Genomic DNA, 14428 nt, shown 5'->3' with positions numbered 1-14428 from the left:
GGGTCGCGGAAGCGTTCAAACTTGGCCCTGGAAGCTGGATTCGGCGGCGGAGGGCTTGGCAAGCGGCGAGCGTCTGTCTAGTTCGTTGTCGATTGAAATTCGGTATTTGAATTGGGACGGCGACAATGGAACTTCAAGATCGGCTGGACGAGGTAAGGGCGCGGATCTCGACGGCGGAGCGGCAGTCCGGGCGCAGTCCGGGCTCGGTGCAGCTGGTCGCGGTCTCCAAGACCTTCGATGCCGACGCCATCCGCCCTGCGATCGTGGCCGGGCAGCGCGTCTTCGGCGAAAACCGCGTCCAGGAAAGCCAGGGCAAGTGGCCGGAACTCAAGGCCGAGACGCCGGAGCTTGAACTGCATCTCATTGGGCCGTTGCAATCCAACAAGACGGCCGAGGCGGTTGCGCTCTTCAATGTGATCGAAACGGTCGACCGCGAGAAGATCGCCCGCGCGATCGCCGAGGAGATGGAGCGCCAGGGCCGCAGCCTGCGCCTCTACGTCCAGGTCAATATCGGGCATGAACCCCAGAAGGCTGGCATCGCACCCGCTGATACGGTCGAGTTCGTCCGCCTCTGCCGCGAGGAGCTTGGTCTTTCGATCGAGGGATTGATGTGCATTCCTCCAGCCGAGGAAAATCCGGGCCCGTATTTTGCCCTGCTTGCAAAGCTCTCGGCGCGTTGCGGTCTCGACAAGTTGTCGATGGGCATGTCCGGTGATTTCGAGACCGCGATCGCCTTCGGCGCAACGAGCGTGCGGGTCGGTTCGGCCATCTTCGGCGCGCGCTGACGCATCGCCCCTTCGTCTTAGGGCTTTCGTCGGGCTTCCTCGCGCCATACTCCTCACCTAGACTGCCGGCATCGGGAGATCGGCCGGCGGAGTTCTGTGGGAGGAGCGCATGCAGAGCAGATATCATCAGGTCTATTCTGCCTGGAAGGAGGATCCTGACGGCTTCTGGCGGGAGGCAGCGGCAGCGCTCGACTGGTTCCGTCCTCCGCGGGAAGTGTTCACCAGCAGCGAGGGCGTCTACGGGCGATGGTTCGCGGGTGGCAAGACGAACACCTGCCATAATTGCCTCGACAGGCATGTGGCGGCGGGCCGCGGGGCCGACAACGCCGTTATCTTCGACAGCGCCATGACCGGAACCAAGGCAGCCTGGACCTACGCCGAGGTGCTTGCGGAGGTGAAGGCGATCGCCGCGGTCCTGCTCGGACTTGGCGTCACTCAGGGCGACCGCGTCATCATCTATATGCCGATGGTGCCGGAGGCCGTGTTCTCGATGCTTGCCTGCGCCCGCATCGGCGCGATCCACTCAGTCGTCTTCGGCGGCTTTGCCGCCCACGAGCTTGCAACCCGTATCGACGATTCCGGCGCGAAGCTCATCGTCACCGCAAGCTGCGGGCTAGAGCCGGGGCGCGTCGTCGCCTACAAGCCGCTTGTCGAACATGCGCTGGAGCTCGCGGAAAACAAGCCGGAGCATTGCCTCGTTCTCCAGCGTCCGCAACTCACTGCCGAGATGGTCCCCGGACGCGACGTGGATTTCGCGGATGCTGTCGCCGCCGCAAGGGCGGAAGGCGCCGACGTTGCCTGCGTGCCGGTCAGCGCCGAGGACCCGCTCTACATCCTCTACACATCCGGCACGACCGGCCAGCCGAAAGGCGTCATTCGCGACAATGGCGGCCACATGGCTGCGCTTCTCTGGTCCGTGACGAATATCTACGGGTTGAAACCCGGTGAGGTGTTCTGGACCGCCTCCGACATCGGCTGGGTGGTCGGCCATTCCTATATCGTTTACGGGCCGTTGCTTGCGGGTGTCACTACGGTGATCTTCGAGGGAAAGCCGATCGGCACTCCGGACGCCGGCACCTTCTGGCGGGTCGTCGACGAGCACGGCGTCAGCGTGCTCTTCACCGCGCCGACAGCCTTTCGCGCCATTCGCCGGGAGGACCCGGAAGGCGAGTTCATCGGCCGCTATCCCATGGAGAGGTTTCGCGCGCTCTTCCTTGCCGGCGAGCGTGCCGATCCGGAGACACTCAAATGGGCGGAGTCGAAACTGAAGGTCCCGGTGATAGACCACTGGTGGCAGACGGAAACGGGTTGGGCGATTGCCGCGAACCCCGCCGGCCTCGGTCTCCTGCCCGTCAAGCACGGCTCACCGACCGTGCCGATGCCGGGCTATGATCTCGACGTGTTCGACGACGAGGGCCATCCCGTCGCGCGTGGCGTGCTTGGCAATATCGTCGTTCGGCTGCCGCTGCCGCCCGGCTGCTTGCAGACCTTCTGGCGTGCGGACGAGCGTTTTCGCAGCGCGTGTCTCTCGGAATTCCCGGGCTACTACAAGACGGCCGATGCCGGCTACCTCGACGAGGACGGCTATGTCTTCGTCATGGCGCGCACCGACGACATCATCAATTGCGCCGGCCACAGGCTCTCGACCGGCGCCATGGAGGAGGTCTGCAGTCGGCATCCGGATGTGGCCGAATGCGCGGTCGTGGGCATCTGTGACGCCATCAAGGGCCAGGTTCCCTGCGGCTTCGTGGTCCTGAAGAAAAATGTTTCCCGTGAAACATCGGCAATCGGCAGGGAGATCGTCGACCTCGTGCGCGAGGAAATCGGCCCTGTTGCTGCCTTCAAGACGGTCGTCGTGGTCGAACGGCTGCCGAAGACACGCTCGGGCAAGATCCTTCGCGGCACCATGCAGAAGATTGCCGACGGCATGCCCTGGAAGATGCCGGCGACAATCGACGATCCAGCGATTCTGGACGAAATCGGCGCTGCGCTGCGTGCCCATGGACTGAGCGAGCTGCCCGCCTAGGCTCTGTCAAAGAAAAGCCCCGGTCCAGGTTTGGCTGGCCAGGGCTTCAAAAGCGCGGGGATCGCGGGAAGATCAGTATTGATCGTCCTCGTCTTCGTCCCGGGTCGTGGACTTCAGCGACTTCAGCTTGGCGAAGACGGCGTCGGCGTCGATTTCCTTTTCCTTCTCCTCCTCGCGCTCGAAGCCTGTCGGAAGCTTCTCGGTCTCGTGCGCGGATTGCAGCGTCGCGCCGATCTCGGCGGCGGTCGGCAGCGGCCGGCCCTTGGCAGCCTTCTCGACTTCCATGTCCAGGTCGATCTGGCTGCAGAGGCCGAGCGTCACCGGGTCCATCGGCGCCAGGTTGGTGGAGTTCCAGTGAGTGCGGTCGCGGATCTGTTCGATGGTCGACTTCGTCGTGCCGACGAGGCGGGAGATCTGCGCGTCCTTGAGTTCGGGATGGTTGCGCACCAGCCAGAGAATGGCGTTCGGACGATCCTGCCGCTTCGAGACCGGCGTGTAGCGCGGACCGCGGCGCTTGGATTCGGGCACGCGGACCTTCGGCTCGGAAAGCTTCAGCTTGTGGTTCGGATTGGCCTCGGCGCGCGCGATCTCGTCGCGGGAGAGCTGGCCAGTCGAAATCGGATCCAGGCCCTTGATCCCCTGCGCCGCCTCGCCATCGGCAATTGCTTTGACCTCGAGCGGATGCAGCTTGCAGAACTGGGCGATCTGGTCGAAAGACAGTGCCGTATTGTCGACGAGCCAGATGGCAGTCGCCTTCGGCATGAGCAGTTGTTGAGCCATGGATATAGTCCTTCTGTCGTCCGCGCCGGTGTCGCGGTCGGTGGGTCTCACCACATTTTTCCGGGAATTAGCGCGCTATATAACCCCTGTGCCACAGAAATGCAAATCTTCATGGTGAACTGACCTTTGTCTAATTGCTGACCGGCGACGACCTGCTATGAATCGTCGGTGAGACACGCCGCGACCCATTTCGAAAGGCCGGCGATCCAGTTCTGCGAGGAGGAGTCCATGTCGGAAAAAGTCTATCCGGTTCTCAAGCCGGTGAAGAGCCGTGCCCTGATCGATCACGCGAAGTACCTGAAATGGTACGAGGAAAGCGTCGAGGATCCGGACAAGTTCTGGGGCAAGCACGGAAAGCGCATCGACTGGTACAAGCCCTACACGAAGGTCAAGAACACGTCGTTCACCGGCAAGGTCTCGATCAAGTGGTTCGAGGATGGTCTCACCAACGTCTCCTACAACTGTATCGACCGCCACCTGAAGACGCATGGCGAGCGTGTTGCGTTCATCTGGGAAGGCGACAACCCCTATATCGACAAGAAGGTCACCTATAACGAGCTTTACGACCATGTCTGCCGACTCGCGAACGTGCTGAAGAAGCATGGGGTCAAGAAGGGCGACCGCGTCACCATCTACATGCCGATGATCCCCGAGGCGGCCTATGCGATGCTGGCCTGCGCCCGCATCGGTGCCGTCCATTCGGTTGTCTTCGGTGGCTTCTCGCCGGATGCGCTGGCCGGCCGCATCGTCGATTGCCAGTCGACCTTCGTCATCACCTGCGACGAAGGCGTGCGTGGCGGCAAGCCCGTGCCGCTCAAGGAGAATACCGACACGGCCATCGACATCGCCGCCAAGCAGTTCGTCATCGTCAACAAGGTCCTGGTCGTGCGCCGCACCGGCGGCAAGACCGGCTGGGCGCCCGGCCGAGACCTCTGGTACCACCAGGAAGTCGCTACCGTTAAGCCCGAATGCCCGCCGGTGAAGATGAAGGCGGAAGACCCGCTCTTCATCCTCTATACCTCCGGCTCGACGGGCAAGCCGAAGGGCGTGCTACACACCACCGGCGGCTATCTCGTCTATGCCGCGATGACCCATGAATATGTCTTCGACTATCACGACGGAGACATCTACTGGTGCACGGCTGATGTCGGCTGGGTTACCGGGCATTCCTACATCGTCTATGGCCCGCTTGCGAACTGCGCGACCTCGCTGATGTTCGAGGGCGTGCCCAACTTCCCGGATCAGGGTCGCTTCTGGGAGATTATCGACAAGCACAAGGTCAATATCTTCTACACCGCGCCGACAGCAATCCGCTCCCTGATGGGAGCCGGCGATCATTTCGTGAAGCGCTCCTCGCGCTCCAGCCTGCGTCTTCTCGGTACTGTCGGTGAGCCGATCAATCCGGAAGCCTGGGAGTGGTACTACAATGTCGTGGGCGATGGGCGCTGCCCGATCGTCGATACGTGGTGGCAGACGGAAACCGGCGGCCACATGATCACGCCGCTGCCGGGCGCCATGGACCTCAAGCCGGGCTCTGCAACCCTGCCCTTCTTCGGGGTCAAGCCGCAGCTGGTCGACAACGAGGGGAAGGTGCTGGAAGGTCCGGCCGACGGCAATCTCTGCATCACGGATAGCTGGCCTGGCCAGATGCGCAGCGTCTACGGCGATCACCAGCGCTTCATCCAGACCTACTTCTCCACCTACAAGGGCAAGTATTTCACCGGTGACGGCTGCCGGCGCGACGAGGACGGCTATTACTGGATCACCGGTCGCGTCGACGACGTGCTGAACGTCTCGGGCCATCGCCTCGGCACCGCAGAGGTGGAATCGGCGCTCGTCTCGCATCATCTGGTCTCGGAGGCCGCGGTCGTTGGCTATCCGCATTCGATCAAAGGCCAGGGCATCTATTGCTATGTGACGCTGATGGCCGGACAGGAGGGCTCGGAGGCGTTGCGCCAGGATCTCGTCAAGCATGTCAGGACCGAGATCGGCCCGATTGCATCGCCTGACAAGATCCAGTTCGCTCCCGGTCTGCCGAAGACTCGCTCCGGCAAGATCATGCGCCGTATCCTGCGCAAGATCGCCGAGGACGATTTCGGCTCGCTCGGCGATACATCGACGCTTGCCGATCCCGCCGTCGTGGACGACCTCATCGCCAATCGCCAGAACAAGGCGAACGCCGCATAAAGTCTCTAGAAACGCCGCTCCGGTCCGCCGGGGCGGCTGCTATTCGTCGCCGGCGCAGGCCACTTTCGGCTTGCGGCCGCCGTCATAGGGCCGGACATAGCCTTCCGAAAGCAGATCCTGAGCCGGATTCCGGCCATCGCCCGTTCTGATATCGGCAAGGATGCGCCCGAAATACTTGTCTCCCGAAATCCTGGTCAGCTGCACTTGCCTGGAGGCCGCCACGAGCTGCTGCAGCTCATCACGGGCACGCAGGCCGGCATTACGGACTTCCTCGCATCGCGAATGGATCTCCGGCGCGTCGATGTCACGCAGGCGCACATAGACCTCGATCGTCTGCTGCGGCCAGGGCATCGCCTCCACCAGCAATGTGTCGCCGTCGATCACCCGCACGATTTCCGCCGAAACAGGTCCCTCGATCTCGTCGCTCGCAAGGGCAGCGGACGAAATCAGCAGTGATAACAGAACGAGAATCGAGAGTGAGCGGGCCATGAAAGGAATAAATTCCGATCTCGGACGGAAGTCAATAGGAATATTTACTTATGTATTAAATCGACATTCGGGATTTTCGCAATATCCCGTTCAGAACACCGTGAACTTCGCTCCGCGCGTATCGAGTTGCCGTGTGCAGACGGCTCATGTCGATCGGTCCCTAGACTTCCCTATCAACCTTCCGGAACTGTTTCGCGCCCTTCTTGTAGTCGGCGCGAGGCGCCGTCGACGGGGTCGCCGTCAAGGCGACATCGAAGCATTCATCGAAAAAGAAGAGGCGCCAGCCAGGAACGGGAGGGGTATTGCTTTCGCCATCCACTTGAAAGGCGTTCATCGCCGGCTTGAATGCGGTCGTGGTGCCTACCGTATGAACTTCGGCGATTCTGGGCAGGCCTTCATATGTCAGGGAGATGCAGACACCCTTATCAAGCGCTTCGATCGCGAGAGCCTTGTTCTGCGCCGCCTGGGCGATGTTTTTGGGTTTGTACGACTTGATCTTCTGAGCAGGGGAACCGCTCCACGAGAATGTATTTCTAGCCAACTGCAATCTCCTGACTCGCCCGGAAATTCCCAACTACCCGATTCTCGATCGCGCTTGCTCAGAAATCGATCGCTCGCCCGTTGATCTCGTAGTCGCCGAAGCGCGAGGGCTCGGCGCCACCGCGTCCGCCGATCTCCGGAGGCAGATCCGCGGGCTTGGCATTTTTCCTGCGCTCTTCGGCCTCGGCCAGCGCGCGCTTAGCGGCAGGCGACAGCGGTTTGCGGGCGGCGGCTGAGGGCAGATCCTCTTCGCTCGCCTGGGTATTGTCGTTGTCCGCTGTCTGCATTGCGCTCTCCACCTGGAAAATATTGAAAACGAGTGGCGAATAACCAAATCATAGTGCGGCGGCGCTGCAATTGAAAAGCCCTTCGCCGAAAACGGGAGATGGAGACACCGATGAACCTCGTTCGCACTGCCATGTTGCTTGCCTTCATGACGGCCCTGTTCATGTTCGTCGGCTTCCTGATCGGTGGGCGCGGCGGCATGATGATCGCCTTCCTCATCGCCGCCGGCATGAATTTCTTCTCCTACTGGAATTCGGACCGCATGGTGCTTTCCATGTACCGCGCCCAGGAGGTCGACGAGCGCAATGCGCCCGAATTCTACCGGATCGTGCGCGATCTCGCGCGCAATGCCGGCCTGCCGATGCCGCGCGTCTATCTCTACGACAATCCGCAGCCGAACGCCTTTGCGACCGGCCGCAATCCGGAGAACGCCGCGGTCGCGGCCTCTACCGGGCTTCTGAGCGCGCTGACGCCCGAAGAAGTGGCGGGCGTGATGGCGCATGAGCTCGCCCATGTGCAGAACCGCGACACGCTGACCATGACGATCACGGCGACACTTGCCGGTGCGATCTCCATGCTCGGCAATTTCGCTTTCTTCTTCGGCGGCCATCGCGAAAACAACAACAATCCGCTCGGTTTCATCGGCGTGCTGGTGGCCATGATCGTGGCGCCGCTTGCCGCCATGCTGGTGCAGATGGCGATCAGCCGTACCCGCGAATATTCCGCCGACAGGCGCGGCGCGGAAATCTGCGGCAACCCGATCTGGCTAGCCTCGGCGCTGGGCAAGATCGCCCGCGGGGCCGCGCATGTGCCGAACTACGATGCCGAGCGCAACCCGGCCACGGCGCATATGTTCATCATCAATCCGCTCTCGGGCGAACGCATGGACAACCTCTTTTCCACCCATCCGAATACGGAAAACCGGATCGCCGCGCTGCATGACATGGCGCGAAATTTCAGCGGCGGGTCGACGGCGGCGGTCCGGCCTGTTAATCCGGTGCGCAAATCGCGCTCGGTGCCCAATGCAGGCCAGGGTGGCGACGGTTCGCAACCCCCTAAAGGTCCGTGGTCTTGAATTCAGACGGCAAAGCCAAGCCTTTCCACAAGAGCAGAAGACACAAGCCTGCTGAAAGGCCACCGCAGGCGGCCCGTGAGGAGAAGCCAGGCTTTGCTGCGCGCGCGACGGCCGCGAAGATCCTTGCCGCCGTTGTCGACCGCAAGACGTCGCTTGACGGCATGCTCGATGCGGAAGGCGGCAATCCGGCGTATCGCGCCCTGGGCGAGAACGACCGCGCGCTGGTGCGGGCGATCCTGAATTCGGCCCTGCGTCACCTGCCGCGCATCGACGCGGCGCTCGCCTCGCTGCTCGATTCACCCCTGCCGGAGGGCGCTCGCGCCTTGCACCACCTGCTGACGGTCGGTGCCGCGCAGATCCTCTATCTCGACGTCCCGGATCATTCCGCAGTCGACCTTGCCGTCGAGCAGGCCAATCAGGACCCGCGCAACAGGCGCTTCGCCGGCCTCGTCAATGCCATCCTGCGTCGGCTGGGCCGCGAAAAGCAGGACGTTCTCCGACGCATAGCCTCCGTGCCCGCCACGCCTGATTGGTTCATCGAGCGCCTGGAAGGCGCCTATGGACGCGAGGCGGCACTAGCGATCGCGGAGGCGCAGCTCGAACCGGCGGCAATCGACATCACGGTCAAATCCGATGCCGAGGGCTGGGCGAGGAGGTTGAACGGTGTCGTGCTGCCGACCGGCGGCGTGCGCCTTGCCGCCTTCGAAGGAGGGATTCCTGCTCTGGAAGGCTACGACGATGGCGAATGGTGGGTTCAGGATGCGGCTGCCGGCATTCCGGCACGGCTCTTCGGTTCGCTCACCGGCAAGCGTGTCGTCGATCTTTGCGCTGCCCCGGGCGGCAAGACCGCCCAGCTGATACTCGCCGGCGGCGAGGTGACGGCGCTCGACCAGTCCGCGACGCGCCTGAAGCGGCTGGAGACCAATCTCGCGCGCCTGCAGTTGAAGGCGCAGACCATGGTCGCCGATATGGCGAAATACCGGCCGGACGAGCTCTTCGATGCCGCGCTCCTCGACGCGCCCTGCTCTTCCACCGGCACGACCCGCCGCCATCCGGACGTGCTCTGGACCAAGGGCATGGCAGACATCGAAAGGCTCGCGGCATTTCAGGAACGGCTGCTGCGGCACGCCCTGACGCTGGTCAAGCCCGGCGGCCTTGTCGTCTTTTCCAACTGTTCGCTGGATCCGCTGGAAGGCGAGGACGTGGTTGCCCGCGTCCTTGCCGATTCGGACGGCGTCGAGCGCGTTCCCGTCAGGGCCGAGGACTGGCCGGGCCTCGAGGACGCGATCTCCCCGCTCGGAGAATTTCGCACCACGCCGGCGATGCTGCCGCTTGGCGAAGGCATTCCATCCGGTCTCGACGGCTTCTTCGCGGCGGTGCTGCGCCGTACCCGCTAAGGCAGGACACGCTATCGCGTATTCCAAAAAGCTCATAAATTGCATCGAACGGGGCGCGGACGGGCCGTCGTTTACGACTTCTTAACCGTCAGAGATAATAAAAAATAAACCATGCAGATTTTCGGCAGGCGGTTATCCGGTTTGTACGTTCGGGAAGCCTGGCGGCGCATCGTTCGCCGCGTCGCGCTCCTGCGCCTGCGTCTCTTCCGCCACACCGTCCGGGCTCCGGAGCGGCTGATCGTTGCGCCGACAGACTTGCGCAGCATCGATCCTTTCGTCGCCGACGAAATCCTGGCCGACCGTTTTCCGCTCGCAGGCCGCCTTCTCGAAACACATGGCAAGTCGCCGTTCTCGCTGAGCCTGCCCTCGCGCACCTTCGCAAGCCGGCTGCACGGTTTCGGCTGGCTGCGCCACATGCGCGCCAACAAGAGCGAGGCGGCTGCGGCCGCGGCACGCTCCGTCGTCAACGACTGGATCGCCATCCATGGTCGCCGGGTCACCGGTATCGCATGGGAACCGGATGTCGCGGCCCAGCGCCTTATTGCCTGGCTTTCCCATTCGCCGGTGCTGCTGCAATCGGGCGATCGCGGTTTCTATCGTCGTTTCATGCGTTCGCTTGCCTTCCAGGTGCGCTATCTGCGGCGAATCGCGCCGGTGGCGCCGGATGGCGAAGTCCTCTTCCGGATCCGCATCGCGCTCGCAGTTGCCTCTGTCGCGATGCCGGCGCGCCCTTCCGTCATCCGCCGCGCCGGACAGGATCTCGACCGAGAGATCGACCGGCAGATCCTTGCCGATGGCGGCCATATCTCGCGCAATCCACGCGTCGGGCTTGAACTGCTGCTCGATCTGCTGCCGCTTCGCCAGACCTATGTGAACCTTGGCCATGACGTGCCGGTGCGGCTCATCCCGGGCATCGACCGCATGTATCCGGCGTTGCGCTTCTTCCGCCACCAGGACGGCGATCTCGCGCTCTTCAACGGCGCCACCTCGACGCCTGCCGGCGAATTGCTCTCGGTGCTGCGCTACGACGAGACCGGCGGCCAGCCCTTCAAGGCGATGCCGCAGACGCGTTACCAACGACTTGCCTCCGGCAAGAGCGTCGTCATCGCCGATACCGGCCCTCCCGCGCCGGGTGGCCTCTCGGCGACCGCCCATGCCGGCTGCCTCTCCTTCGAGATGTCCTCGGGCCGACATCGTCTGATTGTCAATTCCGGCTCGCCGAAGTTTGCCGGCCGCCGCTACGCGCAGATGGCGCGGGCGACCGCCGCCCACTCGACCGTTACTCTCGACGACACCTCGTCGAGCCGCATTACGCAATCGGCTTTTCTCGGCCACGTCATGACTGAAACCGTTCATTCCGTGACCGTCGAGCGCGGCGAGACCGAAGATGGGCGTGATTCCGTCAAGGCGTCTCATGACGGCTATCTGCGCAGCTTCGGTATCGTTCATGAGCGTGAGTTGACGCTGAATGCCACCGGCACGATCCTCACCGGCCGCGACCGACTGGTCGCCGAGGGTGAGCCGAGGCCGAAAAAGGGCGTCCAAGCGACTGCCCGCTTCCACGTGCATCCGGCGATCAACCTGCAGCAGACGGAGCGCGAATCCGTGCTCCTGACCACGCCGGATGGCGAGACCTGGCTCTTCTCCTCTCCGGGCAATGACGTCGTTGTCGCCGAGGATGTGTTCTTCGCGGATGCCTCCGGCATCTGTGCGTCCGAGCAGATCGAGATTGCCTTTTCGCCCGAGGCAAAGCCTGAAATCCGCTGGTTTTTATCGCGGCGCTCCTAGAGTTCTGTTTGCTCCGCGGCCAAGCTGTGCTAACGCGGCGGCCATAGCTTTGGCGTCCTTTGGTGGATGCCTCCCGCATGGCGAACCGGAGAAAGTTCATGGCCGTCGTTTCCAAGAAAATCCCTGCCCCGGACAAGGTCGAAATCAAGACCGCGCTGCTTTCCGTCTTCGACAAGAGCGGCGTCGTCGAGCTTGCACGCGTACTTGCCGAAAGGGGCGTTCGTCTTCTGTCGACGGGCGGCACGTATAAGGCGATCGCGGCTGCCGGCCTTGCTGTGACCGACGTTTCCGATGTGACCGGCTTTCCCGAGATCATGGACGGCCGCGTCAAGACGCTGCATCCGAAGGTCCATGGCGGGCTGCTTGCGATCCGTGATGATGCCGATCATCAGGCGGCGATGAAGGCCCAGGGAATCGAGGGCATCGATCTGCTCGTCAGCAATCTCTATCCTTTCGAGGACGTGCGCGCCGCCGGCGAGGATTACCCGACCACCGTCGAGAACATCGATATTGGCGGGCCGGCGATGATCCGCGCCTCGGCAAAGAACCATGCCTACGTGACGATCCTCAGCGATCCGGCCGACTACGCCGAACTGCTCGAGCAGCTTTCTGTTCATGACGGCAGGACCGCCTATGCTTTCCGCCAGCAGATGGCGGCCAAGGCCTTCGCGCGGACCGCGGCCTATGACGCGATGATTTCGAGCTGGTTCGCCGAGGCGCTGAAGATCGACACGCCGCGCCACCGCGTCATCGGGGGCGTTCTCAAGGAAGAGATGCGCTACGGCGAGAACCCGCACCAGAACGCGGCCTTCTACGTCACCGGCGAAAGGCGCCCCGGCGTCTCAACCGCCGCGTTGATCCAGGGCAAGCAGCTTTCCTACAACAACATCAACGACACCGACGCAGCCTATGAGCTGGTTGGAGAGTTCCTCCCGGCGAAGTCGCCGGCGGTCGCCATCATCAAGCACGCCAATCCCTCCGGCGTTGCGACCGGCCCGAGCCTTGTCGAAGCCTACAAGCGGGCACTCGCCTGCGATCCGGTTTCGGCCTTCGGTGGCATCATCGCGATGAACCGGATGCTCGATGCCGAGACGGCCGAGGAAATCGTCAAGCTCTTCACCGAGGTCATCATTGCGCCGGAGGTTTCCGAGGAGGCAAAGGCGATCGTTGCGAAGAAGCCGAACCTGCGCCTGCTCTCGGCCGGCGGCCTGCCCGATCCGCGCCTGCCCGGCCTGACGGCGAAGACCGTTTCCGGTGGCCTGCTGGTCCAGAGCCGCGACGACGGCATGGTCGAGGATCTGGAGCTGAAGGTCGTCACCAAGCGCGCACCGACGGTGCAGGAGCTGGAAGACATGAAGTTCGCCTTCAAGGTGGCAAAGCATGTGAAGTCGAACGCCGTGGTCTATGCCAAGGACGGCCAGACGGCCGGCATCGGCGCCGGCCAGATGAGCCGTGTCGATTCTGCCCGCATCGCCGGCCTCAAGGCCGAGGAAGCAGCCAGGGCCATGGGACTTGCCGAACCGCTGACGCGTGGCTCTGCAGTGGCTTCGGAAGCGTTTCTTCCTTTCGCCGACGGCCTGCTTTCGATGATCGCGGCTGGCGCCACCGCGGTCATCCAGCCGGGCGGCTCGATGCGCGACCAGGAGGTCATCGACGCGGCAAACGAGCACAATGTCGCGATGGTCTTCACCGGCATGCGCCACTTCCGCCACTGAGCCGAGGGCATACCCCCCGGCCGGCCTCAGGCGGGATCGGCCGGATAGGGCGTCCTGACAAGCAGGATAAGACCGGCTGCCAGGAACAGGATCAGTGTCGCCATGCCCCAGCGGGCAGAATCGCTCCAGTACGTGACGAGCGAGAACAGCAGCGTCGCCATGAAGCTCGTCGCCCGGCCGGAAAGGGCATAGATACCGAAATAGCGGCCGGCTTCCGCAAGGCTGACGCTTCTCGCGAGGTAGGAACGCGAGGACGCCTGCACCGGCCCGAAGGCGATGCCGATCAGCAGGCCGAAGAGGATGTAGGCCTTTTCCGCGGCCGTGCCGAAGAGGTCGCCGGAATCGACCGTCGAGAGCGGCATCAGCCCGAAGAACGTGAAGCCCGGTCCGGTGGAGATGATGCCGATGGTGGCGATCAGCAGCAGCGCGAGGCTGATCAGCACCATCGTCTTCGAGCCGAGCCGGCGATCGAGCCGCCCGGCAATCAGGCAGCTGAAAATCGCAACGATATTGAGGATGATGCCGTAAAGGCCGATCTCGATGGTCGCCCAGCCGAACATGCCGGCGGCGAAGGCTCCTCCGAGGATCAGAAGGCCGTTGACGCCGTCCTGGTAGATCATGCGGGCGATGAGGAATCTGAAAATGCCGGTGCGGTGCCTGAGTTCGCCAAGCGTCGAGCGCAGTTCGGCCAAGCCGGCCCTGATCGCGGGGGCGAACGGCTTGCCGTGGGGCGAATCGGGCGTGAAGAAGAACATCGGCAGGATGAAGACGAAATACCAGGCCGCTGAAATCGGCCCGGTGATGCGCGCATCCTCGCCGAGGTGCGGATCGAGGCCGAAGAGCGGCGTGATCCCGAGGATCGTCCGTCCAGTTTCCGGATTGGCAGCAAGCAGCGTCACCACTGCGATCAGCACGATCATGCCGCCAAGATAACCGAGGCCCCAAGCGGTGTTCGAAAGACGGCCGACCTCCTCCTTGGCGACGAGGCGCGGCATCATCGAATCGTTGAAGACGATGGAGAACTCCGCCGAGATGGAGGCGAGGACCATGAAGATGACCGGATAGATGAGCGGCGAGCCGGGCGCTGCGAACCAGAGGCAGCAGAGGCTTGCGATCTTGATCACCGCGAAAAAGGCGATCCACGGCTTTCGTGCGCCCGACTGGTCGGCGATCGAGCCGAGCACGGGCGAGAGCACGGCGATGATGATCGAAGAGACCGTCGCCATGTTGCTCCAAGCCGTCTGGGCCGAAACCGGATCGTCTGTCAGCCGCGCCACGAAATAGGGGCCGAAGATGAAGGTGGTCACCACCGTAAAGAAGGGTTGTGCTGCCCAGTCGAAAAGCATCCATCCCCAGATGCC

General features: G+C 63.1%; 12 protein-coding genes. 7 read left to right on the top strand and 5 right to left on the bottom strand.

The annotated features are described in order from the left end of the window. Window positions 1–125: 125 nt before the first annotated feature. Complete coding sequence (locus tag EV286_RS12505) at window positions 126–785, top strand: YggS family pyridoxal phosphate-dependent enzyme (protein ID WP_132957443.1); 660 nt, start codon at window positions 126–128, stop codon at window positions 783–785. Window positions 786–894: 109 nt separating this feature from the next. Continuing rightward, window positions 895–2811, top strand: coding sequence for a propionyl-CoA synthetase (locus EV286_RS12500; RefSeq protein WP_132957442.1), 1917 nt, complete (start codon window positions 895–897; stop codon window positions 2809–2811). 72 nt (window positions 2812–2883) lie between these two features. Here EV286_RS12500 and EV286_RS12495 read toward each other — a convergent pair whose 3' ends face one another. Then, window positions 2884–3591 (bottom strand): DUF1013 domain-containing protein, encoded by a 708-nt coding sequence (locus EV286_RS12495; RefSeq protein WP_132957441.1) that lies wholly within the window; start codon window positions 3589–3591, stop codon window positions 2884–2886. Between the two features lie 228 nt (window positions 3592–3819). Between EV286_RS12495 and acs the strand changes: the two genes are divergently transcribed. Beyond that, window positions 3820–5778 (top strand): acetate--CoA ligase, encoded by a 1959-nt coding sequence (gene acs, locus EV286_RS12490; RefSeq protein WP_132957440.1) that lies wholly within the window; start codon window positions 3820–3822, stop codon window positions 5776–5778. Between the two features lie 39 nt (window positions 5779–5817). Here acs and EV286_RS12485 read toward each other — a convergent pair whose 3' ends face one another. From EV286_RS12485 to EV286_RS12475, 3 genes are all read right to left on the bottom strand, one after another. Further along, the gene (locus tag EV286_RS12485; protein WP_132957439.1) at window positions 5818–6267 is read right to left on the bottom strand and encodes a thermonuclease family protein; all 450 of its coding nucleotides are present in this window, start codon (window positions 6265–6267) and stop codon (window positions 5818–5820) included. Between the two features lie 160 nt (window positions 6268–6427). Next, window positions 6428–6808 carry a hypothetical protein gene (locus EV286_RS12480; RefSeq protein ID WP_132957438.1) on the bottom strand — a complete coding sequence of 127 codons (381 nt, stop codon included), beginning with the start codon at window positions 6806–6808 and terminating at the stop codon, window positions 6428–6430. Between the two features lie 58 nt (window positions 6809–6866). After that, window positions 6867–7094, bottom strand: coding sequence for a DUF1674 domain-containing protein (locus tag EV286_RS12475; protein WP_132957437.1), 228 nt, complete (start codon window positions 7092–7094; stop codon window positions 6867–6869). A 110-nt stretch (window positions 7095–7204) separates the two neighbouring features. Between EV286_RS12475 and htpX the strand changes: the two genes are divergently transcribed. From htpX to purH, 4 genes are all read left to right on the top strand, one after another. Beyond that, a complete protein-coding gene (htpX, locus tag EV286_RS12470) occupies window positions 7205–8167 on the top strand; it encodes a zinc metalloprotease HtpX (protein WP_132957436.1) in 963 nt (320 codons plus the stop codon). Next, on the top strand, window positions 8158–9564 hold the full coding sequence (locus tag EV286_RS12465; protein WP_207909807.1) for an RsmB/NOP family class I SAM-dependent RNA methyltransferase: 1407 nt from the start codon (window positions 8158–8160) through the stop codon (window positions 9562–9564). Before htpX ends, EV286_RS12465 begins: the two co-directional genes overlap by 10 nt. Window positions 9565–9675: 111 nt before the next feature. Then, the gene (locus tag EV286_RS12460; protein WP_132957434.1) at window positions 9676–11352 is read left to right on the top strand and encodes a heparinase II/III family protein; all 1677 of its coding nucleotides are present in this window, start codon (window positions 9676–9678) and stop codon (window positions 11350–11352) included. A gap of 98 nt (window positions 11353–11450) precedes the next feature. Next, complete coding sequence (gene purH / locus EV286_RS12455; protein WP_132957433.1) at window positions 11451–13067, top strand: bifunctional phosphoribosylaminoimidazolecarboxamide formyltransferase/IMP cyclohydrolase; 1617 nt, start codon at window positions 11451–11453, stop codon at window positions 13065–13067. A 26-nt stretch (window positions 13068–13093) separates the two neighbouring features. Here purH and EV286_RS12450 read toward each other — a convergent pair whose 3' ends face one another. Beyond that, a complete protein-coding gene (locus EV286_RS12450) occupies window positions 13094–14413 on the bottom strand; it encodes an MFS transporter (RefSeq protein WP_132957536.1) in 1320 nt (439 codons plus the stop codon). Window positions 14414–14428: the final 15 nt, after the last annotated feature.

The organism is Rhizobium sp. BK251 (assembly GCF_004345245.1).
GTDB lineage: Bacteria > Pseudomonadota > Alphaproteobacteria > Rhizobiales > Rhizobiaceae > Rhizobium.
This window is presented reverse-complemented; position numbering and strand designations above follow the sequence as displayed.

What these genes read in the sequence shown, in the direction of transcription:
- EV286_RS12460 (WP_132957434.1), top strand. Translation starts at nt 9,676, where the DNA reads ATGCAGATTTTCGGCAGGCGGTTATCCGGTTTGTACGTTCGGGAAGCC.
- EV286_RS12500 (WP_132957442.1), top strand. Translation starts at nt 895, where the DNA reads ATGCAGAGCAGATATCATCAGGTCTATTCTGCCTGGAAGGAGGATCCT.
- EV286_RS12495 (WP_132957441.1), bottom strand. Translation starts at nt 3,591, where the DNA reads ATGGCTCAACAACTGCTCATGCCGAAGGCGACTGCCATCTGGCTCGTC.
- acs (WP_132957440.1), top strand. Translation starts at nt 3,820, where the DNA reads ATGTCGGAAAAAGTCTATCCGGTTCTCAAGCCGGTGAAGAGCCGTGCC.
- EV286_RS12505 (WP_132957443.1), top strand. Translation starts at nt 126, where the DNA reads ATGGAACTTCAAGATCGGCTGGACGAGGTAAGGGCGCGGATCTCGACG.
- purH (WP_132957433.1), top strand. Translation starts at nt 11,451, where the DNA reads ATGGCCGTCGTTTCCAAGAAAATCCCTGCCCCGGACAAGGTCGAAATC.
- EV286_RS12475 (WP_132957437.1), bottom strand. Translation starts at nt 7,094, where the DNA reads ATGCAGACAGCGGACAACGACAATACCCAGGCGAGCGAAGAGGATCTG.
- EV286_RS12450 (WP_132957536.1), bottom strand. Translation starts at nt 14,413, where the DNA reads ATGCTTTTCGACTGGGCAGCACAACCCTTCTTTACGGTGGTGACCACC.
- EV286_RS12485 (WP_132957439.1), bottom strand. Translation starts at nt 6,267, where the DNA reads ATGGCCCGCTCACTCTCGATTCTCGTTCTGTTATCACTGCTGATTTCG.
- htpX (WP_132957436.1), top strand. Translation starts at nt 7,205, where the DNA reads ATGAACCTCGTTCGCACTGCCATGTTGCTTGCCTTCATGACGGCCCTG.